The organism is Bulleidia sp. zg-1006, assembly GCF_016812035.1.
In the GTDB taxonomy this organism is placed as follows: Bacteria; Bacillota_I; Bacilli_A; order Erysipelotrichales; family Erysipelotrichaceae; genus Bulleidia.
Genome location: NZ_CP069178.1, coordinates 644,149 through 668,295, shown reverse-complemented (window position 1 = coordinate 668,295; position 24,147 = coordinate 644,149). Strand labels below are relative to the sequence as shown.

At 35.6% G+C, this 24,147-nt stretch carries 25 protein-coding genes and 1 tRNA gene; 2 read left to right on the top strand and 24 right to left on the bottom strand.

Annotated features, from left to right (window positions below; all coding sequences use genetic code 11):
* Positions 1–96: 96 nt before the first annotated feature.
* The 17 genes from mscL to spx form a co-directional block, all read right to left on the bottom strand.
* Entirely contained in the window at positions 97–474 is a 378-nt protein-coding gene (mscL, locus tag JOS54_RS03355; protein ID WP_203245657.1) for a large conductance mechanosensitive channel protein MscL, read from the bottom strand.
* Positions 449–2,605 (bottom strand): U32 family peptidase, encoded by a 2,157-nt coding sequence (locus JOS54_RS03350; protein WP_203245656.1) that lies wholly within the window; start codon positions 2,603–2,605, stop codon positions 449–451. Before JOS54_RS03350 ends, mscL begins: the two co-directional genes overlap by 26 nt.
* Complete coding sequence (locus tag JOS54_RS03345) at positions 2,599–3,789, bottom strand: L-serine ammonia-lyase, iron-sulfur-dependent, subunit alpha (RefSeq protein ID WP_238928373.1); 1,191 nt, start codon at positions 3,787–3,789, stop codon at positions 2,599–2,601. Before JOS54_RS03345 ends, JOS54_RS03350 begins: the two co-directional genes overlap by 7 nt.
* Positions 3,776–4,777, bottom strand: a complete 1,002-nt coding sequence (holA, locus tag JOS54_RS03340) for a DNA polymerase III subunit delta (protein ID WP_203245655.1) — start codon at positions 4,775–4,777, stop codon at positions 3,776–3,778. The genes JOS54_RS03345 and holA overlap by 14 nt, the downstream gene beginning before the upstream one ends.
* Positions 4,770–6,413, bottom strand: a complete 1,644-nt coding sequence (locus JOS54_RS03335; RefSeq protein WP_203245654.1) for a hypothetical protein — start codon at positions 6,411–6,413, stop codon at positions 4,770–4,772. The genes holA and JOS54_RS03335 overlap by 8 nt, the downstream gene beginning before the upstream one ends.
* The gene (locus tag JOS54_RS03330) at positions 6,382–6,837 is read right to left on the bottom strand and encodes a ComEA family DNA-binding protein (protein ID WP_203245653.1); all 456 of its coding nucleotides are present in this window, start codon (positions 6,835–6,837) and stop codon (positions 6,382–6,384) included. Before JOS54_RS03330 ends, JOS54_RS03335 begins: the two co-directional genes overlap by 32 nt.
* A 44-nt stretch (positions 6,838–6,881) precedes the next feature.
* Positions 6,882–7,355 carry a transcription elongation factor GreA gene (gene greA / locus JOS54_RS03325; protein WP_203245652.1) on the bottom strand — a complete coding sequence of 158 codons (474 nt, stop codon included), beginning with the start codon at positions 7,353–7,355 and terminating at the stop codon, positions 6,882–6,884.
* A 23-nt stretch (positions 7,356–7,378) separates the two neighbouring features.
* Positions 7,379–8,011, bottom strand: coding sequence for a uridine kinase (gene udk, locus JOS54_RS03320; RefSeq protein ID WP_203245651.1), 633 nt, complete (start codon positions 8,009–8,011; stop codon positions 7,379–7,381).
* Complete coding sequence (locus JOS54_RS03315; RefSeq protein WP_203245650.1) at positions 8,008–8,469, bottom strand: 8-oxo-dGTP diphosphatase; 462 nt, start codon at positions 8,467–8,469, stop codon at positions 8,008–8,010. Before JOS54_RS03315 ends, udk begins: the two co-directional genes overlap by 4 nt.
* On the bottom strand, positions 8,466–9,533 hold the full coding sequence (gene mltG, locus JOS54_RS03310; RefSeq protein WP_203245649.1) for an endolytic transglycosylase MltG: 1,068 nt from the start codon (positions 9,531–9,533) through the stop codon (positions 8,466–8,468). The genes JOS54_RS03315 and mltG overlap by 4 nt, the downstream gene beginning before the upstream one ends.
* Positions 9,530–9,772, bottom strand: a complete 243-nt coding sequence (locus tag JOS54_RS03305) for a DUF1292 domain-containing protein (RefSeq protein WP_203245648.1) — start codon at positions 9,770–9,772, stop codon at positions 9,530–9,532. The genes mltG and JOS54_RS03305 overlap by 4 nt, the downstream gene beginning before the upstream one ends.
* A gap of 2 nt (positions 9,773–9,774) precedes the next feature.
* Entirely contained in the window at positions 9,775–10,197 is a 423-nt protein-coding gene (gene ruvX, locus JOS54_RS03300) for a Holliday junction resolvase RuvX (protein WP_203245647.1), read from the bottom strand.
* Entirely contained in the window at positions 10,194–10,466 is a 273-nt protein-coding gene (locus tag JOS54_RS03295; protein ID WP_006627435.1) for an IreB family regulatory phosphoprotein, read from the bottom strand. The genes ruvX and JOS54_RS03295 overlap by 4 nt, the downstream gene beginning before the upstream one ends.
* A gap of 59 nt (positions 10,467–10,525) precedes the next feature.
* Entirely contained in the window at positions 10,526–13,153 is a 2,628-nt protein-coding gene (gene alaS / locus JOS54_RS03290) for an alanine--tRNA ligase (protein WP_203245646.1), read from the bottom strand.
* A gap of 241 nt (positions 13,154–13,394) precedes the next feature.
* Entirely contained in the window at positions 13,395–15,578 is a 2,184-nt protein-coding gene (locus tag JOS54_RS03285) for an ATP-dependent RecD-like DNA helicase (protein ID WP_203245645.1), read from the bottom strand.
* A complete protein-coding gene (gene mnmA, locus JOS54_RS03280; protein WP_203245644.1) occupies positions 15,571–16,719 on the bottom strand; it encodes a tRNA 2-thiouridine(34) synthase MnmA in 1,149 nt (382 codons plus the stop codon). Before mnmA ends, JOS54_RS03285 begins: the two co-directional genes overlap by 8 nt.
* A gap of 36 nt (positions 16,720–16,755) precedes the next feature.
* Complete coding sequence (gene spx / locus JOS54_RS03275) at positions 16,756–17,202, bottom strand: transcriptional regulator Spx (protein WP_203245643.1); 447 nt, start codon at positions 17,200–17,202, stop codon at positions 16,756–16,758.
* 94 nt (positions 17,203–17,296) lie between these two features.
* Here spx and trpS point away from each other — a divergent pair, with 94 nt between their 5' ends.
* On the top strand, positions 17,297–18,295 hold the full coding sequence (trpS, locus tag JOS54_RS03270) for a tryptophan--tRNA ligase (protein ID WP_203245642.1): 999 nt from the start codon (positions 17,297–17,299) through the stop codon (positions 18,293–18,295).
* Positions 18,296–18,382: 87 nt separating this feature from the next.
* Here the strand turns inward: trpS and JOS54_RS03265 are convergent, their stop codons facing one another.
* The 6 genes from JOS54_RS03265 to JOS54_RS03240 form a co-directional block, all read right to left on the bottom strand.
* Positions 18,383–19,261 (bottom strand): YitT family protein, encoded by an 879-nt coding sequence (locus tag JOS54_RS03265; protein WP_203245641.1) that lies wholly within the window; start codon positions 19,259–19,261, stop codon positions 18,383–18,385.
* A 41-nt stretch (positions 19,262–19,302) separates the two neighbouring features.
* Positions 19,303–19,761 (bottom strand): RidA family protein, encoded by a 459-nt coding sequence (locus tag JOS54_RS03260; RefSeq protein WP_203245640.1) that lies wholly within the window; start codon positions 19,759–19,761, stop codon positions 19,303–19,305.
* A gap of 147 nt (positions 19,762–19,908) precedes the next feature.
* Positions 19,909–20,424, bottom strand: a complete 516-nt coding sequence (locus tag JOS54_RS03255; RefSeq protein WP_203245639.1) for a tRNA (cytidine(34)-2'-O)-methyltransferase — start codon at positions 20,422–20,424, stop codon at positions 19,909–19,911.
* On the bottom strand, positions 20,421–21,104 hold the full coding sequence (locus JOS54_RS03250) for a TIGR01906 family membrane protein (RefSeq protein ID WP_203245638.1): 684 nt from the start codon (positions 21,102–21,104) through the stop codon (positions 20,421–20,423). Before JOS54_RS03250 ends, JOS54_RS03255 begins: the two co-directional genes overlap by 4 nt.
* Entirely contained in the window at positions 21,091–21,684 is a 594-nt protein-coding gene (gene rdgB / locus JOS54_RS03245) for an RdgB/HAM1 family non-canonical purine NTP pyrophosphatase (protein WP_203245637.1), read from the bottom strand. The genes JOS54_RS03250 and rdgB overlap by 14 nt, the downstream gene beginning before the upstream one ends.
* Before the next feature lie 64 nt (positions 21,685–21,748).
* A tRNA-Gln gene (locus JOS54_RS03240) sits at positions 21,749–21,820 on the bottom strand.
* Between the two features lie 85 nt (positions 21,821–21,905).
* Between JOS54_RS03240 and gltX the strand changes: the two genes are divergently transcribed.
* Positions 21,906–23,357, top strand: coding sequence for a glutamate--tRNA ligase (gene gltX / locus JOS54_RS03235; protein ID WP_203245636.1), 1,452 nt, complete (start codon positions 21,906–21,908; stop codon positions 23,355–23,357).
* A gap of 87 nt (positions 23,358–23,444) precedes the next feature.
* Here gltX and JOS54_RS03230 read toward each other — a convergent pair whose 3' ends face one another.
* Positions 23,445–24,080: a deoxynucleoside kinase gene (locus JOS54_RS03230; RefSeq protein ID WP_203245635.1), complete on the bottom strand. Its 636-nt coding sequence runs from the start codon at positions 24,078–24,080 to the stop codon at positions 23,445–23,447.
* Positions 24,081–24,147: the final 67 nt, after the last annotated feature.

Below are 24,147 nucleotides of genomic sequence, written 5' to 3'. Positions count from 1 at the left end.
CTTCTTTTATTCGGATATTTTTGAAGGGAGGTTTACAGTATATTTTGCCCTTCCAATATCCACAATTAACTGTTTATGTGGTAGTTTTTATTCAATTTATTGTTTCTTTAATTGATTTAAGATTTCTTCCAATAATTGAGCCTCATCTGATTTCACAGCTGCACTTTCTTCTTCCTCAACTGGTTTCTTTAACTTATTAATAGCTTTTACCATCACAAATAAGACTAAAGCTAATAACACAAAGTTAATCACGGCTGATAAAAAAGCACCAATTCCTAAGTTGACAGGTCCCATTTGAATCACAACCTTGCCAAAATCGGCTTGGAATAAAATACCAATGATTGGATTAATAATGTTTTCAATAAATGACTTAATAATGGTTTGAAATGCGCCACCGATAATAACACCAATAGCCAAATCCATTACATTTCCTTTTAAGGCAAAATCTTTAAATTCGTTCATAAAGTTCTTCATACGCATCCTCCAAAATTTTATTTGCGTTATCTAGTTTCTCATTCATAATCAAATAACTGCCCTGCGCATATTGATTTGAAGCGTGAAAATTCTTAGGCTCATGAATGATTACCTGCTCATTAGTATAAGACAAATCATAAATATTGTCCTGCAAATCACTTAATTGTTTTATATTTTTTTCTTCAAAGCCATGCTTAATAATCATTAAGTCTCTTTTACCAAACACAAATTGATAGGTAAATGCTGTAAAGCCATAACGGTTTTCAAAATTTTGAATCATATCTCGAATTTGTAGTGGATTTAATTCACTTGATAAAATCAAGGCATCCACTCCCTTCAAGGATAAGAAATACGCCATCGCATAACTATTGCTAATATTAAGAGGCATTCCTGCAAGACAGTGTTTATTTTGACCATAGAAATCACCCAGTTCATTTAACACTTGGTTTTCATGGTCACTAGGTTCAAGTAAATATTCATCCACCACCGCTGTATAATCCTTTTTTTGTAAATAACGGGCTTTTACAGAAGAAACTGCACCACGAACCAATAAGCGTTCTCCTTGGTAATGCGGGTTATCCAGTTTGAATTGATAATTTTGTTTCCCAATGCGCTTATGAAAGGTGGAACGAATTTCATCTAACTTTTGAATCATCCTCCTTCTAAGCTCATTGATTTCTTTCATTGGTAAAAAGATTTTTTCTAACTCACAAGAAAAGTTGTCTAAGCGATAAGCAGAATTGGTTAATTGTCCGAATGCTTCTTTTAAACGTTCTTGACTTAGAGGTTGCTTTAAAGCTTTTTGGCACTTCATTTTTGCTACTAATTGAAATTTATGAGTACCATCTTTCACTTGCATACACAAAAACTGATTCACCTTCGCCACTAAATGAATGGACAAAGAAACACGTCTTTCATGTTTCTCAATTAGGGAAGAAACTTCTTTCAATAAATACGAATTGCTTGTTAAGCGAACTTCATCATTTATCTTTGGCCAGCCTTCCGGACAATACACTTGAACAACTTCCCCTTTTTTAGCCTTATTGGTTAATAAATGTTTCTTATTCTCCATCTTATTGACCACAAAGCCAATGTCTTCTGGATACGATAAAATACGAATTCCATCTCCTTGATTTAAGTCTTCTTGCAAAATAATTTCAATAAAGTGACCATGAATAGCTTTCACTTTACCTAGTGGAATTCCTTGATGATTTGCTCGAACATGAGACATCCTTTCAAACGTTGAAGAATGGGCTAGATGCCCTCTTGAAAAACCACGGTTGAAGAGTTCTAATAGCTCTTTTTCTTTTGTCCTGGATAAATGATAACTTTGGTGATTGTAGTGAGCATCAATTGCTTCTCGAAAGGCTTTAGTAACTGTATAAACGTATTCCGCTTTCTTCATACGTCCTTCAATCTTCAAACTAGCAACACCCATTTCAATTAAATCGGGAACCAATTCAAGCGCATTTAAATCCTTGGGACTTAAAGCATACTCTCCTTCTTTGGAAAAGGATCCATCTTCTTTGTACTTCAAACGACAATTTTGGGCGCAAGCTCCTCGATTAGCAGAACGATTTTTCATTACTGAAGACATCAAACATTGTCCACTATACGCAATACAAATGGCACCATACACAAAAACTTCAATTTCAATATCTTCTTGGCACATCTTTTGAATGGTTTCTAAAGAGCTCTCACGCGCTACCACAATACGCGAAGCACCTTGTTCCTTCATAAAGCGAACCCCGGCCACATTATGAACGTGCATTTGCGTGGAACAATGCAAATCTAAATCCGGATAAACTTCATGAATATAATGGTATAAACCTAAATCTTGTACCAAGATACCATCCACATCCGCATGGTATAACACATCTACTGCCTTTTGAACGCCTTTTAGTTCCGATTCATAAATAAGCGTATTCATCGTTACATACACCCGTACACTACGAATATGACAATACGCAATCACTTCGGCAATATTATCCAATGAAAAGTTTGGGGCAAAGGCTCTTGCGGAATAAGAAGACAAGCCAAGATACACCGCATCACAACCGCCTTCAATTGCTGCTATTAAACTTTCCATACTACCTGCCGGAGCCAATAATTCTATCTTCTTTTTCAACATTGCGAATCCTTATAAAATTTTGCCAGACCACCCTTTGATGTTTCCCGAAGTTGAATGTCCATAACACGTCCTGTTTCCTTCATTGTTTCAACAATCGTGTCAAAATTAATACGACCTTTCTTAATTTTTCTTAAAGTGGAAGCTAAGTGAACCGAATCCAAAACACGCAATATCCCTTGACTATTTCTTTCAATACAAGGAATCATCACATAGCCTTGCACCGGATCACAGGTCAAACCAAGGTGATGTTCCATACCAATTTCCGCCGCTGATTCAATCACTTCTAAATTTTCTTTACGAATCCAAGCCAACATAGCACAAGCCATGGATACGGCTGAACCAACTTCGGCTTGACATCCACCCATCGCCCCAGAAATCGTTGCGTTTTGTTTAATGACATTACCAAACACACCACCGACTGCTAAAGCTTTCGCTACCTCGGAAACAGTATAGCCTTTATCCACCACCAAATAGTAGGATAAAGCCGCAATAATTCCACAAGCACCCAAGGTCGGTGCTGTAACAACCGTTCTCATAGATGCATTTTCTTCATTGGCCGCATAAGCATAAGACATAATTTGCAGTCGCTCATCCCCTTTAGCTAATTCAAATAAATCCTTAGCACAACGAGCTAATTTTAGATTTCCAGGCAAAATCCCTTCTCTTTTTAAACCATTTGAAACACTATTCATCTCGGCTAAAATAACCTCTTCTAAATAACTTAGAATATCTGGTTCATACGATAAAACATAGTCCAACAAATCCCATTGTTTCTTCTCTAAAACAACTTTGATTTCATTAAAGTTGTTTTCTACATAAACTTCATCATTAAAATCAAAGTCTTTTTCTAAGACCTGAATACTTCCTCCACCCAGCGAAAAAACAGTCCATATATGTTCCAGCTCTTTTTTCTCATTAAAAGCCTTTAAATAAAAGCCATTTGGGAAATCCTCTTTCCATTCCAGCTTCCATTTAATTTCCACTTTACCTGGCAAAGTTTCTTGGATGATTAAATCCGTATTGTGTCCCTTTCCTGTTAAAGACAAAGAACCATATAATTCCACCTCATAGTAAGGATGCTCACCAAATTCTTGCACAAATAAGCGACAAGCTCTTTCGGGAGCTAAGGTGTGTGATGAACTTGGTCCTCTTCCTATCTTATATAACTCTCTAATTGCTTGCATAGGTCCTTCCATTTCTAAGGATGAAATACTCAAATCCTTGTTTTGCGTCAATTTTTCCAATTTTGATTTCCTGATCTAAATCCGCTAATTCTTTTAAAAATTTTAAAAGTGACAAGGCCGAACAAGAAGAACAAGCTTCTAAGCCTTTTTGAATGGCATAGGGTTTTACTCGCAAGCGCGTAGCAATGGTCATTTCATCGTAACCAAGTTCTCTTAATTCCTTCATGTCATATAAATGACGCAATCTTGAAGCCAATAAAGCAATTTGAGCTTGCGTGTCTACGCCGGCTGCTTGAAATCGTTTTAAAATTTTCCAGGTTTTTTTGAAATCCCCCTCTAAAAAAACATTACCTAATGCATAAACATCCACTTCCGGTGAATAACTAACTAGTTCTTCAATATCCTTTAAATCATAACAATCTTTAGGAATAAGTTTTAGTTTTTCAACTGCTCTTTGTAAAAGAAGACTATCATTTTGAACTCGAAGAATGAGTTCATCAAAAGCTACTCGATTAAGCGAAAGTTTTTCCTGTTGCAATCGTTGCTTTGCATAAGTTGGAAATTCCCATGGCTTTAAAGCGGTGAATGTTTTTTGTTCGATATTTTCTTTCTTCAGAAATTTCACTAATTTCTTTCGCACATCCAAATTAACTTCATCCATATAGATAACAAGCACAATTTGTTCATTAGGATCTTTTAGGTACAAGACCATTTCTTTTTGAAAATAGTCTAAATCTTTCTCATTCCCTTTGGTTGTAGAAGTGGATAAAAAATAGGCATCTTTTAAAATGACCATTCTTTTTCCCATATCAAATAAACTTTGGCTAGCCAAGCTATGAAAGAAAAGTGGCATGGAAAAGTTCTTGACTTTAGAAGCATCAAAAATCTCAATTTCACTTGTTTCAATTTCCTTTGTTTGCTTTAAAAAGGAAAGGTATTCTTCCTTTCGGTAACGATCATCGCCACTAATTAAATACACACTATTCATCAGCACTCATTATAGCAAAATTCCCTTTTCCTGTTTGGATTTGTATACCAAATTTCCAAAAAAGAACACGCAGTCCTTTTTCTTCTTGCAAACTAAAATAAAGTTTATGATTTTCTTTTAAAAATTGTTCCTGACTAATTTTTAAAGATTTTGATAAAATAAGAATTTTCGCTTCGCTTCGATCCATTTTTTCTATAAAATTCTTCGCATTATCCAGAATCAAATACTTGGCTTTATATTTGGGTGTTTGATCGGAAAAGTTCCAAAGAAAATCCCCCATTTGAATCAGTTTCTTTCGACCATCTATCAAAACATAGTCTCTAAAAGGATACTTTTTTTGATAGTTTTCTAAAAAGTTATCTAAGCATTGACCGGCATGAACAATCTTTAGATGTTGACCATTTTGAAGCAAAAATAGTGGTAATCCTTGCCGGCTTACTAAAATAACTTGTCGGCTGAAATAAGGACTAATAAGGATAAAAATAGAACATAGAATTAAGAACATTGTTTTTCTTTTCAAGAAGAAAAATACCCCAATCAAAACCCACCACAAACAAGAAAAAGAATAGCCAATGCGCAGGTTATCTAAAAAGGTAAATGGGTGAAACAGAATTTGAATGCTATTAAAAAGAAAGGCTTGTTTTGTATATACATAAAACAAACAAATTAAATACAAAAAAGCCTGTATCTTTCGAAAGAATGAATAGCCAATGGTCATTAGAATTTGAAACGAGCCAAACACATACATGGAACATAAAAAACGAAGAAAAAAGGCATCTCTTTTCTTTAATCGCCATAAGAATTCACTTTGATAAAAAAGTGCTACTAAAATTCCCAATGAAAAGAACTCTTTTTGAAATAGAAGTAAACTACTATACAGCAATAAACCATATTGATTCGCTTTATCCCAATTCAGAAATGAAATGAAATGACATAAGATATGCAAAACAAGAATAGTTTGATAACTTAGGAAGATAAGAATTAGTGTATACAAAATGATTTCTAAGTATTTTCTTTGCGTACGGTCTAAATGATAACGAAAAAGAAATGAAATCATCTTCACCAAACCAATCCAAGCAAAGCCATGGAAAAAACCTTTTTGGTAATAACCCAATAAAATAGATTGTAAGAAATCCTTTTGTTTGAATGAAACCTCTTCTATTTTCTTTTCAATTTGAGCTAAATACCCCTTTCCTTGTCGAAGAAGATGAATTTCTTTTGGTTTTAAGCTATCTCTTTGTGTTAGCAAAGGTAAAGTCAATAAATCTTGATGATTACTTTTTTCAACCTTTCCTTCTATGGCATAAAGGCTACCCAACGGTTCTTGCAATGTTCTCTTAAGGATGATTTTTTGACCAAAACTATCCACCATCACTGATGAAGCTTCCCTTTTTTCAATCAATGTTAAATGATTTAACTGAATGGATACCTTTAAGAAACATGGTATTACTAGTAAAGGAAATATAAGAAAATAATACCATTTTTTATACTTGAATAATAAATATAAAAGCGAAGACAAAAGCGCATAAATGCGATATTTCTCTGCACAAATGTGGATTAAGATAGAAAATATAGCCACTTCTAAAAGACAATCTTGAATAGCTTTATAAAGTAATTTGGCTTTGGAGTTCTTCATACTTTTTCTTACCAATTCCTTTGACTTTTTGTAAGTCATCCAGCTTTTGAAAAAGTCCATTTTCTTTCCGATAATCCAAAATTCTTTGTGCCATCTTTTTGCCTATGCCTTTTATTTTCATGAAATCGTTAAGACTGGCTGTATTTAAAGATACCTTAGTACTTTCTTTTGCATCTAAAAATAATACATCCCCTTCATGAAGGACTTGTTTAGGATTGTAATGGTGCTTTTGAAAATCAATCGGAACAAGCTTTGCGATATCTTCAATAGTACTATTTGCTTGGATAACAAGTTCTTTCCGTTCCTGCTTTTCTGTCATAATTGTAATGCGAATATTTGTTTGATCAATTTCTTGAACATCTAAATAAGACTTTGGCCGGCATGAAGAAAGAAAACATAAAAAAACAATAAGCAGTCGTCTCATAGGAAACACCCCTCTTATCGTTTTACCAATCAATTTTAAAATCCTTACTTAACTGAAATAATAATTACCTTGTATGGCTTTGCGACATTCACTGAAACGGTATCACCCACCTTATGATCCAAGATAGCTTGGGCTAAAGGTGTTTCGTTAGATAGCTTACCGTTTAAAGGATCCGCTTCTGTCGAACCGACAATCATATATTCATTCACTTCTTTGGTATCTAAAAATTCCAATTGAACCGTTGCCCCAATACGAACCGTTGTGGAATCTTTTGTTTTTGTGGTATCAATTAAGACATAGTTTTGTAAATTATTTTCTAATTCCGCAATACGAGATTCCACTTGCGCTTGCATTTCACGAGCTGCATCATAATCAGCGTTTTCACTTAAGTCCCCTTGCGCACGGGCTTCAGCTAATTCGGTTTTTACTTGTTCGCGAACAACGTGGACAAGATTATCATATTCATCTTGTAACTTTTTAAGACCTTCTTGAGTAACATAAATTTTATTTTCTGACATAAAATACTCCTTAATCCGTTAAATTATACCATCATTATATTGAGGATACTATCAATTTTTGTTGTAATCAAATCAATCGCAACCGTATTGCGACCGCCCTCCGGAATAATCACATCCGCATAACGCTTACTTGGCTCCACAAATAAATTGTGCATTGAGCGAACGGTTGTCATGTATTGCGTCACGATGGAATCCAAAGAACGTCCTCTTTCTTTCACATCACGCACCAAGCGACGAATAAAGCGTACATCAGCATCCGTTTCAACAAAAATTTTAATGTCACAAAGTGAACGAAGTTTCTCTTCTTCTAAAACATACAATCCTTCTAAGACAATCACATCACAAGCCACAACCACTTCCGTTACCGAACTACGCGTATGATTCACGAAATCATAGGTAGGCTTTTCAATTGGTTTATGGTTTAATAATTCCTTCAATTGTTGAATCAAAAGCCCATTATCAAAAGCAAAGGGATGATCATAGTTCGTTTTCACTCTTTCTTCCATCGTTAAATGCGATTGGTCCTTATAATAATCATCTTGACGAATGGTTATAACTGATGTTCTTTCCTTAAAACGTTCTTGGATGGTTCTCGATATCGTTGTTTTTCCTGAGGCACTACCCCCCGCAATTCCAATAATGATCGGCTTACTCATACTAACTCCTTTACATCCACCAATACGTCTTGTTCATCATACTTCATTACATAATGAAAGTAGGGACAATCATTTTCTACTATCTTAGGCAAGAAATAACGATCACCTGACCAAAGATTTAAAGCATCCATTTTTGAAATATCAATCCAATGCAGTTCACCCTCTAAACATTCTTTTTCAATACCATCAAATTCTTGACAAAGAAAAACATGAATTCTTTCTACATCCAAATACGGATACACAAAATCTAGGATTCCCATTGCTTTTAAAGAGCGAATTCGATAGCCTGTTTCTTCATAAACCTCTCGCATCGCACATTCTTCTATCGTTTCATAGACTTCCTTCTTACCACCAACACCAAGCCATTTACCGGCATTGAGATCTTTTTCTTTTTTATTCCTTAGTAACATCAAAATTTGTTTCTTAGATACCAAGTAAGTTACTGCACTTTCCCTCATGACTTTAGATTTAAATGTTCCTTCACATTCTTTTGGTGTTCTTCATAAGTCTTTGCATAATACACTTTACCTGTTTTCACATCATGCATAAAGAACAAATAATCTGTCTCTTGTGGATTTAAAGCCGCTTGAATCGCTACTTCTCCAGGATTATTGATTGGTCCCGGCGGTAGACCTCTATTTTTATAAGTATTATAAGGAGAATCCACATTGGAATTGACCTCACAAGCTTTCCAATCTCCCTTCGCTCTTTCCACATTCATGGCATAACATACACTAGAGGAAGAACCCAAAGGCATCTTTGCCTTCAAACGATTCAGAAAAATACCTGCAATCACTCTGCCTTCTTCTAATTTAGAGCCGGATTCATACTGAATAATCGAAGCTAAGGTATAAACTTCTGAAACCGATAGTGAGGATTTCTTAAATTCAGATTCATATTTCTGATAAATCTTCAAACTTTGATTTAATAAAGTTTTCGTTACCTTTTCAGCACTTGTGTTATGGTCAAACGAATAAGTCGCCGGGGATAAATAGCCTTCTAAAGAATAACGAATAGAAGCTTTGAAAATATCCTCGGTTAAAAAAGGATAGTCTCTTTGAATGGATTGAATCCAAACTTTATTCTTCCAAAGTTTCAATAAATCTTCTTCTTTTACATTGGTTTTCACTGCCACGGCTTTTGCAATATCCTTTGCCCAATAACCATCAATCACCGACACTTTACTTAAGCCGGATTGGGCTTTTTTAATATCGGATAAAGTGGTAATTAATGTTTTCAAATCCCAAGCTTTATCTACCTCAAATTGCCCTGCCTTAAAATTACCGATCTTATTGATTTTTGCATACAATTGCGCAAAATTTGCGTTGTGAATTAAACCTTGTTTCTCAAGATTTTGGAAAATGGTTTTTGAACGTGTGTTTGCTTCAATGATAAAAACTTGTTTGCTGGAAGCGGCACTCATTGGCTTTTGAACCATCCAAAAGCCATAACCACCATAAAGCCCGGCACCTAATATAAGTACAAGAACTAAAAAGGACAAAAATCGGAGAATTTTTTTCATTCTTCGTATTCCTCCTCACTAAAAGCTTGAATCACTTCTTCCATCATTTCCATATCCTCATCCGAAAGTGCAACTAATTCATTGTTTTCATCATAAAGATAGGCATAAACGGTACCATCTTGGTTATCCAAATCTTCAAATACCACATAGTCTTTCCCATCTTTTTGAACCGTAAATAAAATGTGAACTTCTTTTTCTCTTCCATCGTCTAGCTGTATCAGCATGCGATCTTCTTGCATGATTACCTCTTTCCATAGCGGTCCAAATAATATTGAAGAATTTGTACCGCCGCTAACTGATCAATCTTCTTTTTTCTCTTCTTACGCGAAACATCGGCTTGTAAAAGAATTTCTTCGGCTTCAACCGTGGTAAAACGTTCATCCATTAAATGCACAGGTAAACCACATTCTGCCTCTAAAACTTCCTTAAACTCTTCTGACAACTTCGCTCTAGGACCTACATCCCCATTTAAAAGCAAGGGATAGCCCAATACAATTTCATCAGGCTTTTCTCTTTCAATTACCGCTAACACTTTATCCATGGCTTCATTATAATCTTCACTCTTAAAACGAATGGTTTCAACAGTATGGGCAATAAAACCAGTTTCTGAAGCACTAACACCACATGTAACACTGCCTAGATCTAATCCTAGGTATTTACTCACTTATTTTGTCCCTCTAAATAATAACGAACCAATTCCTCAATAATCTCATGACGCTCAATCGATTGAATGATGTTGCGAGCATTATTATGCGAAGAAATATAAGCAGGATCATTTGAAATTAAGAAACCGGCCATTTGGTTAATCGCATTATATCCTCTTTCTGTCAACGCTTTTTCAACGTGCTGAAGAACTTCCTTAATATTCTCACGACGCAACTCTTCCGCATTGAAACTAACAGTTTCTGTCAATTCACGATTTTTCTCATTCATAATGTACCCCTCCTATTCCCTTTTCATTCTATAACAATTTTATTTGATTTAAAAATAAATTATAGTGATTCACGAATACTTTTTAAAGCTAAATTCACTTTATCCACTTCATTCCCACCAGCTTGGGCTAAATCCGGCTTACCGCCACCATTACCACCCGTCAATTGCGCCACTTTTTTCACAACATCACCAGCACAAACCCCTTTCGCAATCGCTGCCGGACTAGCCGCCGCCACAAAGACTACCTTATCATCCGTTGTATTCGCAATTAACACAAAACCATTCTCTAATTTATTTCTTAATAATACCGCATAATCTTTTAGTCCGGAATTATCTTGCCCCTGTAGCTCTAAGATTAAGACATTCAAGCCATGAATTTCTTCTTTTTTACTAAGAAGAGCTTCGCTTTCTACCTTCATCTTTTCTACTTTTAATTCTTTGATTTGACTTTGTAAGCTTGCGTTTTCTTCTAATAAGATATGAATGCGATCTTGTAAAGTATTCCATTTCTTTAATTTCAATAAAGAAGCACTTTCTTTCAAATAAGTTTCCATTTCTTTAAAATGATCGAAAGCTGCCTTTTTAGTTGTGGATGTAATGCGACGTACACCCGATCCGATACTTTCTTCACTTTCAATATGGAATAAACCTAATTCAGAAGTATTTTGAACATGCGTTCCACCACAGAATTCTTTCGAGAAATCCCCCATCGATACAACTCGCACAAAGTCACCATATTTCTCATCAAATAAAGCAGTCGCACCGGACTTCTTCGCATCCTCAATGGCTAAAACTTCCGTTGTAACTGGAATATTAGCCATGATTTGATCATTCACTAAATCTTCCACTTCTTTTAGTTGTCCCTCACTCATTTTTTCAAAATGGTTAAAGTCGAAACGAGCATAGCTTGGGCAATTATATGAACCAGCTTGCGCCACATGGTCCCCAAGTACCTTTTTTAAAGCCACTTGTAATAAGTGTAAGGAAGAATGGTTTGCACGAGTTAATTCACGATTTTCATAATCATATTGACCATGAATTTTAAAACCTTCTTTTAATTCAACAGCTGTGTTCACATGATGTAAAAATTGACCATTAGGAGCCTTCTGTACATCCGTAACTTGAATATCTTGCCCATCATAAGACAAGATACCCGTATCAGCACATTGACCGCCACTTTCTGCATAGAAGACTGTTTCTTTAAGAACAACATCCCCTTCACCAAGTAAAGAAGAAACCCGTTCTCCATCCTTAAATAAAGCGATAATAGAGCTGTTCATCTCCTTTTGATCATAACCAACAAAATTACTTTCAGCTTCAAAGTTCAGTAAGTCTTCTGATTGACCATGCATAGATTGTTGCTCACCACGAGCTTTACGAGCACGTTCTTTTTGTGCTTTCATTTGTGCTTTAAATCCTTCTTCATCGACTACATAACCAGCTTCAGAAGAAATTTCCTTCGTTAATTCAAAAGGGAAACCGTAGGTATCGTACAATTGGAACACCACATCCCCTGGTAGTTTCTTTTCACTTTGGTGCTGGTTCATGGCAGATTGAAGAAGGTTTTCACCCATAGATAAAGTACGGTGGAAGGCTTCTTCTTCCATTTTCACAAGCTTTGAAATTAAATCAATCTTTTCAACAACATAAGGATAATAAGCTTCCATATTCTTTGCGACCACTTCAACCAATTGGTACATGAATGCACCTTCAATGCCAAGCTTCAAACCAAAACGAACGGCTCTTCTTAAAACTCTTCTTAAAATATATCCACGACCCTCATTAGAAAACATGGCTCCATCCGCAATCGCAAAGGTTACAGTACGGATATGGTCAGCTATTACACGATAAGCCATCTTCGCTTTTTCATCACTATAAGAAAACTTCGACAGCTTTTCAGTTGCCTGGATGATTGGTAAAAATAAATCCGTATCGAAGTTAGTTTCACCCTCTTGAATTAAAGCCACTAAACGTTCTAATCCCATACCCGTATCAATATTTTTTTGCGGTAGTTCAGGGTATTCACTTCTTGGCATTTCACCGGGATGGCAATCGTATTGTGAAAAGACAATATTCCAAACTTCAATATAACGGTCATTTTCTAAATCTTTAAAGAACAATTCTTCGCCTTTTCCCTCCGGATCGTACTTTTCTCCACGGTCATAGTATAATTCTGTATCGGGTCCACCAGGTCCACGACCAATTTCCCAGAAGTTATCATCGGTTTTACGAATATGGCTTGGTATCATGCCCACTTTAACCCAAGTATCGATTGCTTCTTGATCATCCGGATAAACCGTTACGTATAAACGTTCTGGTTCAAAGCCGATATAATCTTTGGATGTTAAAAATTGCCAAGCCCATGAGATTGCTTCTACCTTGAAATAATCACCAATTGAGAAATTACCTAACATTTCAAAGAAAGTATGATGACGAGCAGTCTTACCAACATTTTCAATGTCGTTTGTACGAATGGATTTTTGAGCATTGCAAATACGATGACTGGCCGGCTTCTTGCGACCATCAAAATAAGGCTTTAAAGCGGCGACACCGGCATTAATCCAAAGCAATGTTGGATCATCATGTGGCACTAAAGAAGCCCCCGGTTCAATCATACAACCCTTCGATGCGAAAAAATCTAAGAACAATTGACGTACTTCATTACCGGTTAGTTTTTTCTTTGACATATCTTTTCCTCCATAAAAAAAGTTCCCTATGACAGGAACGTCCAGCGCGGTACCATCCTGATTTACCACTTCTTAAAAAAGAAATAAGTACACTCTATAAGATCAATAACGCGATCAGCGGTATGTTTTCATACTCTAAGAGGTAGCTTTCCTAAGCCAATAGCGATGGGTTTCCAGCCTTTCCCACTCTCTATACGCCATTCTCTTCGTACTTATCCTCTATCTTTGATTTAGGATTATTCTACCATAAAAAAGAATTTTGTTGGGTTAATCTTTGCACTAAAGTTGTTTTTCGCACATTTTTTTCTTCTAAATAACTTCCTCTTTCAAATTCTTCACGAGAACCGAAGATATATAAATATTTTGAACTACGGGTGACGGCGGTATACAACAATCTCTTTCGTAGCATAATACGATGTTGGGCACAAATCGGCACAATAACCATCGGGTACTCTGAACCTTGGGATTTATGAATGGAGATACAATACGCTAAACTTAATTTATCTAAATTTTGATGAGAATATTCCACCACATGATCACCAAATAAGACAAATATTAAAGCTTGTTCCGGATGCTTTGGATCATCTATTTGAATTTCCTCAATAAAGCCAATATCACCATTATACACATCATCATCCGGCTGATTTTTTAATTGCATAACCTTATCTCCTTCACGGAATAAACGTAGCCCTTGTTGGACTTCTTTTTTATTCTCTTTGGCTGGATTAAATAGGTCTTGTAAAGACATATTTAAAGCATCAATGCCAGCGGTACCATGATACATTGGTGCAATCACTTGAATATCCTCTAAAGTCAAACCCTTTTCTAAAGCAACTTGAATAACCGCTTGTATCTTAGGTCGTATTTCATGAATAGCACATTCTTCGAATTGCACATCTTGATGAAATTTTGTTAAGTCTAAGCTTTCTTGGCGAATAGCTAAAGCCAATTGAATGACTTCTGATCCTTCTTTTTGGCGATAAATATGGGTTAATTGACGATAACCAAACTGTTTAGAAACAATTAAATCTCTTAATAAAGAACCAGGGGCTACGCTAGGTAACTGGTCTTCATCCCCAATCACACAAATCTTTTTCACCAATCCACAAGCCAACAAAATATGATAGAACAACCATTGATCCACCATAGAAAACTCATCAATAATCAATAAATCCGCTTGAATGGGATCTTCTTCATTCTTTTGAAATAAATTGGCTTCTAAATTCCATTGCAATAAAGAATGAATGGTCGTTGCCTTAACATCGCAAACTTCCGACAAATGCTTCGCCGCTCTTCCCGTTGGCGCACAACAAGCCACAACTTTAGCTGGATAAAGGCGTTTAAACAAATGCACAAAAGAACGAACTAAAGTTGTTTTACCTGTTCCTGGTCCACCTGTTAAAATCACAAAATCTTCTTGAAAGAAATGATGAATAGCTTGAATTTGCGTTTCATCGTAGATAATACCCAGCTCTTTTTGTAAAGCATGAATTTCTTTCTCCAAACGTTGCTTATCATAATCTTCTAAGCTTCCTACTGGAAATTGACTTAAAGCGTTCGCAATTCCGACCTCCGCTTCATATTGAGCTAAAGGATAAATTCGATTTTCTTCTTGAATCAATGAACCACGAAATAGAATTTGATTTAAAACCGATGAAAAAATTGTTTCATCCAAATGACTTAGATTCATAAAGTTGGCTAGTAATTCTTCATAGCTAACAAAGCTATTTCCACTATTCATCGTCATTTTATCAACCAAAGAAAGAATGTAAGCGTAAATCCTTCTCTCGTCTTTTTTATCAATATTTAGGTATTGACCAATTTTGTCTGCCATTTTAAAGCCAATGCCTTGAATATCTTCAACTAAACGATATGGATTTTCCATCACTTGATTAAAAGCCTCTTTACCATAGAAACGATGAATACTCAATAAATTAGCATGCCCAATGCCGGCAATGCTTAACAAAGGAATTAATTTTTCAAAACCCTCTTCTTCTTGTTGCAGGTTTTCAATAATAGAATTTTTCTGTTTCAATGTAAGCGATGGGACAAGATCTAAACAACTTTTATCTTCTTTAATCTTAGCGATGCAATCTAAACCCAAGGTTTCCACAATTCGCTTCGCTGTTTTTTTACCAATATAACGAAAATTTCCACCACTAAAGTAATGAATATAACTTTCTTCATCTTTTGGTGCTATTTTCTTAGCCTCTAGGCAAGCAAACTGTAGACCATATTTAGGATGATCTAAGTAAGTTCCTTTTAATGCATAAGACACTTCCTCATCAATCGAAGAAAAGTAGCCGGTAATTGTTAAAGTATCGTTTTCAATCTCATCATGAAACTTGGCAACGGTATAAAAATTCTCTTCGTTACGGAAGAGAATGTATTTGAATTTACCTTGCAGCATCACATAATCACTCATGCCGGTATTGCTTTCCTTCTTGATTAACCTTAGCCTTTAAATCTTGCCCATTTTGATAAACAATATCAATCTGTCCACCAGCAATCATAACATCCCCATCATAAAGCACAGCCTCTTGACCCGGGGTAACGGCTTCAACCCCTTGTGGATACTTTAATAAAACGCTTTGTTCATCTATTTTTTCAATCGTAACCGCTTGGTCTTGTTGACGATAACGGAATTTAGCGCTTCCCCGCAAAGGAAATTGACGATTCGCTAACCAATTCATCTTCGTTACCAAACAAGAATCGGATGTTAACCAATGACGATGTTCTTGGTCAACCACATAAAGTATGTTGGTTTCCACATTTTTACCGACTACAAAGAAGGGACCAATTCCACCAATATCCAAACCTTTTCTTTGCCCAATGGTGTAATAAAGAACACCTTTATGTTCACCCACCACTTTCTTTTCCACAATATTGACAATCTTACCGGACTTCATTGGTAAATAATTGCTTAAGAAAGCACGGAAATCCCTTTCACCAATAAAACAGATACCCGTACTATCTTTCTTTTTAGCAATGGATAAATCCAATTCAGTCGCAATGCGACGCACCTCTGTTTTTTCAACTTCAGCTAAAGGAAATAGCACATGATCCAACACTTCTCGATTGACTTCAGCCAAAAAATAGGATTGATCTTTATTACGATCATCTGCTTTTATTAAGACTCCATGACCATTTTCATGTCCTAATTTCACATAATGCCCCGTCGCGACTGTTTCAAATCCTTCTTGACGAGCAAATTTCATAAATTTCGCAAACTTGATATAACGATTACAAAGTATATCTGGATTGGGGGTTCTTCCTTTTTGGTATTCGCTGAGAAAAGTTTGGAAAACATCATCCCAATACTCTTTAATAAAATCAACACGCAATAAAGGTAATCCTAATTTATCCGCCACCGCTTTCGCATCCGCATAATCGGATTCTTGTGAACAAACTGAATCATTTAAAGTGGGATTTCCGGCAAAATCACCATTCGCAACACTATCCCAATTACGCATAAAAGCACAAGTTACATCATGTCCTTGTTTCTGCAATAAATAAGCGGCGATGGCGGAATCCACCCCACCTGATAAACCAACCAATATTTTCATACGTCACCATTATAGCATTAAAAAACAAGCAAAACTTTAATTTGCTTGTTTGCGTAAATCTTCAAAACCATTTTGACAAAGCTTGTAGTTAGGACAATTTGGTCCGCAAGCTTCATTCGCAAATTCTCTGAGTTCTCTTGGCACAAAGACACCCATTTCTTCTTCATCATAACCTACTTGAAAACTATTTTCCGAGATGATAATCGGACGTTTTAAAACAGAAGGATTTTTCTTTATAAAGTGAACTAGTTCATCCACTGTCATCGCATCCAAATCCAAATTCATTTCTTGAATGACTTTAGAACGCTTAGAAATAATATCATCTGAGCCATTTTCAGAGCGCATTAATAAATGTTTAATTTCATTATCATTCAATAATGTTTTGAAAATATTTTTTTCTATAAAAGGTAAGTGATGTTCGTTCAGCCAAGATTTCACTTTTCGACAACTAGCACAGCCCGGCGATGTATAGACAACAATCATAATTTACCTCCTCGCGAAAAATATTATAGCATTATTTACCTCATTGAGAAATATCTTTCCTTGTGGCAAAATAGAGAAGAAATTGAGGTATTTTATGAAAAAAATGTTAAGTGGAATTAAGCCTACGGGACAATTACACCTAGGTAACTACATTGGTGCTCTGAAGAACTTTGTTCAGCTACAAGATGACTACGAAATGTTTGTGTTTATTGCGAATTTGCATTGCATCACCGTGCCCCAAGATCCAAAGATTTTAAAAAAGAATTTAAAAGATTGTATCTTATTATACTTGGCTTGTGGTCTTGACCCTAAAAAATCAACTATCTTCTTACAAACTGATGTGCCTGCCCACGCTCAACTTGGTTTTATTATGACCAGTAACACCTACCTTGGTGAATTAAATCGAATGACACAATTCAAGGATAAACAAGCCAAAGGCGAAACTTCTTTAACTGGTGGTATTTATACCTATCCCTCTTTAATGGCGGCGGATATCTTACTTTATGGAGCCGATTATGTACCAGTTGGTGAAGACCAAAAGCAACACGTCGAATTAACTCGTAATTTAGCGGAGAGAATGAATAATAAGTATGGTTGTGATTTCCAAATTCCCGAACCGGTTGTGCCGAAAACGGGCGCTCGGATTATGTCCTTACAAAATCCTAAGAAAAAGATGTCGAAATCAGATGATAGTGAAAAAGGCATTGTTTATTTGTTAGATGATTCAAAAGTGGCACGCAAAAAGATTATGGCAGCCGTTACGGATATGGTAGCTAAAGTTCATTATGATCCAGAGAATCAACCCGGTATCTCTAACTTAATGCAAATATATTCTGCTTTAAACCATAATAAATCCATGGCTGATATTGAAAAGGAATTTGAAGGTAAAGGTTATAGCGATTTCAAGAAAGTCGTTGCTGACAGTGTTGTTTGTGAGTTAGAAAAAATTCAATCTAATTACAAACGTTTCGAAGCTGCGGGTCATGTGGATGAGATTTTAAAGGAAGGGGCTGAAAGAGCTAACCCTATTGCCAATAAGACCTTATGGAAGGTACAAAAAAGGATGGGTATGACCATCCAATTCAAAAAGTAGAACGACTTCCTATATATTATCCATAAAGTAGGTTTCTAAAATAGAAATCTACATTTCTTTTTATTAGCTTTCAATTCTAACTGCATATTATTCCACTGGTTGCTGGTAGAAATTACCAATGACTCTTTCCACTTCATAAACTGTCACAAAAGCCATAGGATCCACCTTTTTCACCGCCTGCACAATATTCGCCACTTGACTCTGATTCACCGTTAACATCAATAAATTATGTGTGCGTTTCTTATACACTCCCAAGACTTGAATTTGCGTAATACCATGGCGATAGAGCTTAAAAATTCTTTGGCTTACATCTTCAGGATAGTCAGTAATGATTTCCATTCGTGATAATTTATAACGAGAATACATCGTATTCACCACTTGTGTTGAAACAAATTGAAAGATAATCGAATATAAAGCTAAACTCCAGCCACTACGAATACCGGCAATCGCTAATACTAAGGCATTGATGATTAAAATATAATTCCAAGTAGGTCGATTTAAACGGGCACTTAAATCAATCGCAATGAAATCCGTCCCCCCACTTGACGCATTCGCATTCAATGCTATTCCGACTGAAAAACCATTGAGAATACCACCAAATACTGCAATCAATAATTGATCATTCGTAATGACATTGAAGTTTAAAAAGGTGGTGAAGAAAGAAGCTAATGAATACCATAAGAACGAAAAAAGAATAAACTTATGACCAATCCGTTTCCAAACTAAGATTGTCACAAGAATATTTAAACCAAAATAAACGAGTGCAAAGGGAATTTCAATTCCTATCCTATCGTAAATAATTTGGATAGCCAAACGAGCAATTCCGGCAAAGCCACTTGGGTATAAGTTCCCCCATTTCACAAAAGTTTGTAAGCCATAGGCATACAAAAGTGCGGACACAATAATCATCAACACATTCCGAATATCTTTTTTCACAAAGTGAACTTTTAATGCTTTTAATTTCATGACAAATAAATTCTAACACAAATTAAAAAGCGGTAAACCGCTTAATGGATATTCCGAACAACTTCACAAACTGATTCCGAACATTCCGAGCAATCTTCATGGCTCATTAGGATTTCAATCGCCCTTGTATCCATCGCAAAGGCTTCTATTTGTACCAAAGCACCACATGGTAACGCCGAAACACCAAGCACCGTACGAGCCGGATATGGTTCTTTAAAATATCCTGCCATTTTTTTATCGACGACGTATAAATCTTCCATATTTACTAAATACACCCTTGTCGTTAAAACATAACGAACCCCTAATCCCGCTTCTTTTAAAATCATATCCATGTTCTTAAGACATCGTTCCACTTGACTTTCAATATCTTTGGCTATCAAGCGGCCATTTTCATCCATTGGCAGCTGAGCTGCAATATAAATCGAATCCCCACTCTTAATAGCGGAAGAAGAGTTTTTACAAGCACATATTTTTTTCGGTTGAATACTTTCTTGAATCATAGTTACTCCTGTTCTCTTTTGCTTAACCAAAAGCAATGATGGATATTCTCTTATTCTTACCTTATTAGAATAACTAAATATAGAATAAAATGCGAAGAATATGATTATAAAAGGATTATCCCATTTTTGAAGAGGATAATCTTTTTACTATTTAAATTGGTTTAAAAAATCTGGTCCTTTAATCACTTCGGTATGACTTAAACCTGGGTAGCCTAATTGACGATTCACTTCATAGGCACATAAAGCCACGCAATTGCTTAGGTTCAGAGAACGTGCTTCTTGAACCATGGGAATGCGAATACAATACTCTTCATGACTGGCTAGAATTTCCTTTGGTATACCCGTACTCTCTTTGCCGAAGATTAAATAAATATCTTGTTCTTTTGGATAGAGGAAGGAATCTGGTGTGCGCTTACCATAGCGTGTCACATAATAGAATAAACCTTTACCCTCGTGTTCCTTCAAAAAAGCATCCCAATTCATGTATTTAACATAATCTACATTTTCGCTATAATCCATCCCTGCTCGTTTTAGATGTTTCTCATCCAGACGAAAACCAAGAGGTTCTATGAGACATAATTTCATATTCCAAGCTGCACAAGTGCGCATAATATTTCCGGTATTACCGGGAATTTCAGGTTCAAATAAAACAATATAAATCATATAAGCTTTCTCCTTAAGCGGTAAAAAGAATAGTACAACATTCCCCCAAACAATAAACTCAATAGCCCGAAGATTAAGATAATCCGCATTACCATGCTATAAAAGAAGCTCTCTGGAAACATATTAATCATTAAAGAAACATTGGGATCTAAAAGAAATAAATCATTATCAAAGAATAAATAATGAAAATTCATCCAAAAGTTATAAAAATCCGTGATGGCGTATAACACTATCACCACGATTAAGCTACCAAAACAAAGCCCTCCATAGCAAAAACTTTCCCATAAAAATGAACGTATTCCATCCTTATGTTTAAGAAACTCATAAAGAAATAGTCCCAACAAAAAGATAATACTCCCATGACGCACTAACATTGCTTTTTCATAAAGCTTCTTCACATCTAACATATGTTTGCTTTCTCTTTCATCAAAAACTTCTCTTTCTTGACCATTGACTTTCGCTTTAATAAGAATATTTTCCCGTTTGCCTTTGATATAATCCAATAAAACATGGGAAGCCTTCAGCAAATCTTCTTCACTCATTCCCATTACTTCCATGGTGTTTTCTTTACGATACGAAGAACGGAACAAGTTTTCATCAAAAGCAACGAAATCAATTACTGTTAGTAACAAAGCCAAAAAAAAGAAAAAACCCATTAAACTTGTTTTAAGCCATCTCATATTCAAACCATTCTTTAAGCTGACGAACCGCAATTCCTCTATGCGAAATCGCCGCTTTTTCTTCATCGCTCATTTCTGCTAAAGTTTTACCACTTTCTTTATCTAGCATAATTGGATCATAACCAAAGCCATGTTCCCCCTTTGCCTCAAAAGCTACTTCCACTTCGCATTCACCACGAAAGAAAATTGTTTCTTGATTTGGTCTAGCCAACGCCAAAACACAAACGTAACGAGCCAAACGATTCTCTTCATTTCTCATTCTATCTAAAATTACTTGGTTTTTATAACGATAAGGCGTTAGTTCCCCCAACCAACGTGCTGAATAGACACCGGGTTGACCATCAAAGGCATCAATTTCTAAACCGGAGTCATCACTAATTACCATACAACCCAATAACTTAGAAGCGGTTTCTGCTTTAATACGAGCATTATCTTCAAAAGTAAAGCCATCTTCTTCAATTTCAGGAAAATCTTTGTAATCCAGTAAGCTTTTAACTAGGTAGCCCATTGGTTCTAACATTTGTTTGAATTCGTGGACTTTATTTTGGTTTTTCGTTGCAATAATAATTTCACTTTTCATATAAAAATCCTACCACATATTTAAGTAATTCAAAAAAGAAAATAAAAAGCGCCCTTTAGCGCAGCTGGGGTAGAGAGATTCGAACTCACGCATGACTGGTTCAGAGCCAGTTGCCTTACCGCTTGGCTATACCCCAATAACTGCTTTAAATTATAAAGTTTTTCTAGAAAAATACAACTATAAGGCTATAATAATAAAGATACAGTAATAAGGAGAAATACATGAGAAGAACAAGATTTGCGCCTAGTCCAACTGGCTATATGCATATTGGTAACTTAAGAACGGCGTTATATACCTACTTAATTGCTAAAAAAGATCCGGAGGGTGTCTTTATTCTTCGTATTGAAGATACAGACCAAGGTCGTTTAGTGGAAAAAGCGACGGACATCATTTACCAAACCCTTGAACAATGTCACTTGGAATACGATGAAGGACCAGATAAAGAAGGAAACTTTGGTCCTTATGTTCAGTCAGAAAGAATGCGTTCTGGAATTTACCAAAAATATGCGAAAGAATTAATCCAACGTGGTGGAGCACATTATTGTTTCTGCGATGAAGAGATGATCAATACGCAAAAGGAGCTCCAAACAGCCCGTGGTGAAAGCTTTAAATACGATGATCCATGTAAATTATTATCCACAGAGGAATGTGAAAAGAGAATTGAAAATGGGGAGGCTTATGTGATTCGCCAAACCATTCCGACAACAGGTACAACTTCTTTTGATGATGAAGTCTTTGGTCATATTACTGTGGAGAATGAAACCTTAGATGAATCTATTTTATTAAAGTCCGATGGTTTCCCTACCTATAATTTTGCGAATATCATTGATGATCATACAATGAACATTACCCACGTGGTGCGTGGTATGGAATACTTAAGCTCAACTCCAAAATACAACCTCATCTACCAAGCCTTTGATTGGCATATTCCAAGCTATGTGCATTGTCCACCTGTTATGAAGGATGAAAAAACAAAGTTATCCAAACGCAATGGTGATGCCTCTTTCCAAGACTTAATGGAAAAAGGCTATTTACCAGAAGCAGTCTTAAATTACATTGCCTTGTTAGGTTGGGCTCCTGAAACGGATCAAGAGATTTATACATTAGACGAATTAGTAGAAGCCTTTAATGTAAAACATATTGGTACATCTGGGGCTATCTTTGATATCAATAAATTAACTTGGGTAAATGCACAATGGTTAAGAAATATGGATTTGGATCAATATAGCCAACTCATAGAACCATATATTGCACAAAGTGTTAAAGGAAACTTTGATTTCCATAAGATTGCTAAGATTTTACAAAACCGTGCAGAAACACTAGTTCAAATTCCTGAAATGGTGGATTTCTTTGACCAATTCCCTACTTATGAAAATGATTTATATACCAATAAAAAGATGAAAACCAATCCGGAAATAGCTCTTATTTCCTTAAAGGCCGCTTTACCAGTCTTAGAGGCTCAAAAGGATTGGAATGAACAAACTCTTCATGATAAACTCATGGAATTACCAGCTCAATTAGAAATGAAAAATGGGCAAGTTCTCTTCCCTCTTCGTTTGGCTATCTCCGGTAAACAATTTACACCAGGCGGTGCCATTGAGATTGCCGACATCTTAGGCAAAGAGGAAACGCTAAGAAGATTGCGTTTATCCATTGCTCAATTAGAAAACTAAAGCTATCACTTGATAGCTTTTTTAAATGAAGGAATTAAGCCAATGTTCCTATGATTAAGATGAAAAATAGAATTTTTCATTTCTATTTTATTTCGTCGTTGGCAAGTGATTGGTAATAGTATTCAAAACTTCTTGCCAATCTTTTTCATTTTCTAAAATATCGTATTGATCCACTTCAATCGCTATCTTAGCGGATTTATTGTAAGCTTTATACCAATCTTCGTAATGGGAAATTAAGTCTTTGTAGTAATCTTCTAAGCCATTTTCTTTGGTTGGTTGTTCATAATCCCTACCTCTTTTACGAATATTTTCAAAGATATATGCTGGTTTTGCACTTAGATACACCAATAAATCTGGAGCTTTCTTTGGTAGACTATCCAATTCTTCCATCATATTGTCCACTAAATCGCAATAAAGTTCATATTCTTCTTTGGTGATATTTCCTCTTTCATAATTGATAAAGGTAAACAAGCCATCTTCATAGATACTACGGTCTAAGACATTATTATCTTCATAAAAGGCTTCCTTAATCAATTTAAAGCGCTTATTTAAGAAAAAGATTTGTAGCGCAAAAGCGTAGCGTTTTAAATCCCGATAATATAGAGGCAATATTGGGTTATCTTCCACCGGTTCTTCAAATAAAGTCGTCCCTAAACTTTCAGCTAATTTTTGGGCGTAAGTTGTCTTACCTACACCAATCATTCCAGCTAATACAATCATCATGTAACTCTCCTTATGTCTCCTACTTATACCATAATTCACTTGACTTAGGGACTGTTATGCCCATAAA

Excerpts from the sequence above, each read along its gene's own strand:
- JOS54_RS03330 (WP_203245653.1), bottom strand. The coding sequence starts at position 6,837 with ATGAGACGACTGCTTATTGTTTTTTTATGTTTTCTTTCTTCATGCCGG.
- JOS54_RS03285 (WP_203245645.1), bottom strand. The coding sequence starts at position 15,578 with ATGAGTGATTATGTGATGCTGCAAGGTAAATTCAAATACATTCTCTTC.
- mltG (WP_203245649.1), bottom strand. The coding sequence starts at position 9,533 with ATGAAAAAAATTCTCCGATTTTTGTCCTTTTTAGTTCTTGTACTTATA.
- rdgB (WP_203245637.1), bottom strand. The coding sequence starts at position 21,684 with ATGAAAAGTGAAATTATTATTGCAACGAAAAACCAAAATAAAGTCCAC.
- greA (WP_203245652.1), bottom strand. The coding sequence starts at position 7,355 with ATGTCAGAAAATAAAATTTATGTTACTCAAGAAGGTCTTAAAAAGTTA.
- mscL (WP_203245657.1), bottom strand. The coding sequence starts at position 474 with ATGAAGAACTTTATGAACGAATTTAAAGATTTTGCCTTAAAAGGAAAT.
- JOS54_RS03335 (WP_203245654.1), bottom strand. The coding sequence starts at position 6,413 with ATGAAGAACTCCAAAGCCAAATTACTTTATAAAGCTATTCAAGATTGT.
- gltX (WP_203245636.1), top strand. The coding sequence starts at position 21,906 with ATGAGAAGAACAAGATTTGCGCCTAGTCCAACTGGCTATATGCATATT.
- JOS54_RS03250 (WP_203245638.1), bottom strand. The coding sequence starts at position 21,104 with ATGAGATGGCTTAAAACAAGTTTAATGGGTTTTTTCTTTTTTTTGGCT.
- holA (WP_203245655.1), bottom strand. The coding sequence starts at position 4,777 with ATGAATAGTGTGTATTTAATTAGTGGCGATGATCGTTACCGAAAGGAA.
- JOS54_RS03230 (WP_203245635.1), bottom strand. The coding sequence starts at position 24,080 with ATGATGATTGTATTAGCTGGAATGATTGGTGTAGGTAAGACAACTTAC.
- spx (WP_203245643.1), bottom strand. The coding sequence starts at position 17,202 with ATGATTGTTGTCTATACATCGCCGGGCTGTGCTAGTTGTCGAAAAGTG.
- udk (WP_203245651.1), bottom strand. The coding sequence starts at position 8,011 with ATGAGTAAGCCGATCATTATTGGAATTGCGGGGGGTAGTGCCTCAGGA.
- JOS54_RS03350 (WP_203245656.1), bottom strand. The coding sequence starts at position 2,605 with ATGTTGAAAAAGAAGATAGAATTATTGGCTCCGGCAGGTAGTATGGAA.
- JOS54_RS03345 (WP_238928373.1), bottom strand. The coding sequence starts at position 3,789 with ATGCAAGCAATTAGAGAGTTATATAAGATAGGAAGAGGACCAAGTTCA.
- JOS54_RS03255 (WP_203245639.1), bottom strand. The coding sequence starts at position 20,424 with ATGATTTATATTGTTTTATTTGAACCTGAAATTCCCGGTAATACCGGA.
- trpS (WP_203245642.1), top strand. The coding sequence starts at position 17,297 with ATGAAAAAAATGTTAAGTGGAATTAAGCCTACGGGACAATTACACCTA.
- mnmA (WP_203245644.1), bottom strand. The coding sequence starts at position 16,719 with ATGAAAATATTGGTTGGTTTATCAGGTGGGGTGGATTCCGCCATCGCC.
- JOS54_RS03305 (WP_203245648.1), bottom strand. The coding sequence starts at position 9,772 with ATGCAAGAAGATCGCATGCTGATACAGCTAGACGATGGAAGAGAAAAA.
- JOS54_RS03265 (WP_203245641.1), bottom strand. The coding sequence starts at position 19,261 with ATGAAATTAAAAGCATTAAAAGTTCACTTTGTGAAAAAAGATATTCGG.
- JOS54_RS03260 (WP_203245640.1), bottom strand. The coding sequence starts at position 19,761 with ATGATTCAAGAAAGTATTCAACCGAAAAAAATATGTGCTTGTAAAAAC.
- JOS54_RS03295 (WP_006627435.1), bottom strand. The coding sequence starts at position 10,466 with ATGAATGAGAAAAATCGTGAATTGACAGAAACTGTTAGTTTCAATGCG.
- JOS54_RS03315 (WP_203245650.1), bottom strand. The coding sequence starts at position 8,469 with ATGAGGGAAAGTGCAGTAACTTACTTGGTATCTAAGAAACAAATTTTG.
- alaS (WP_203245646.1), bottom strand. The coding sequence starts at position 13,153 with ATGTCAAAGAAAAAACTAACCGGTAATGAAGTACGTCAATTGTTCTTA.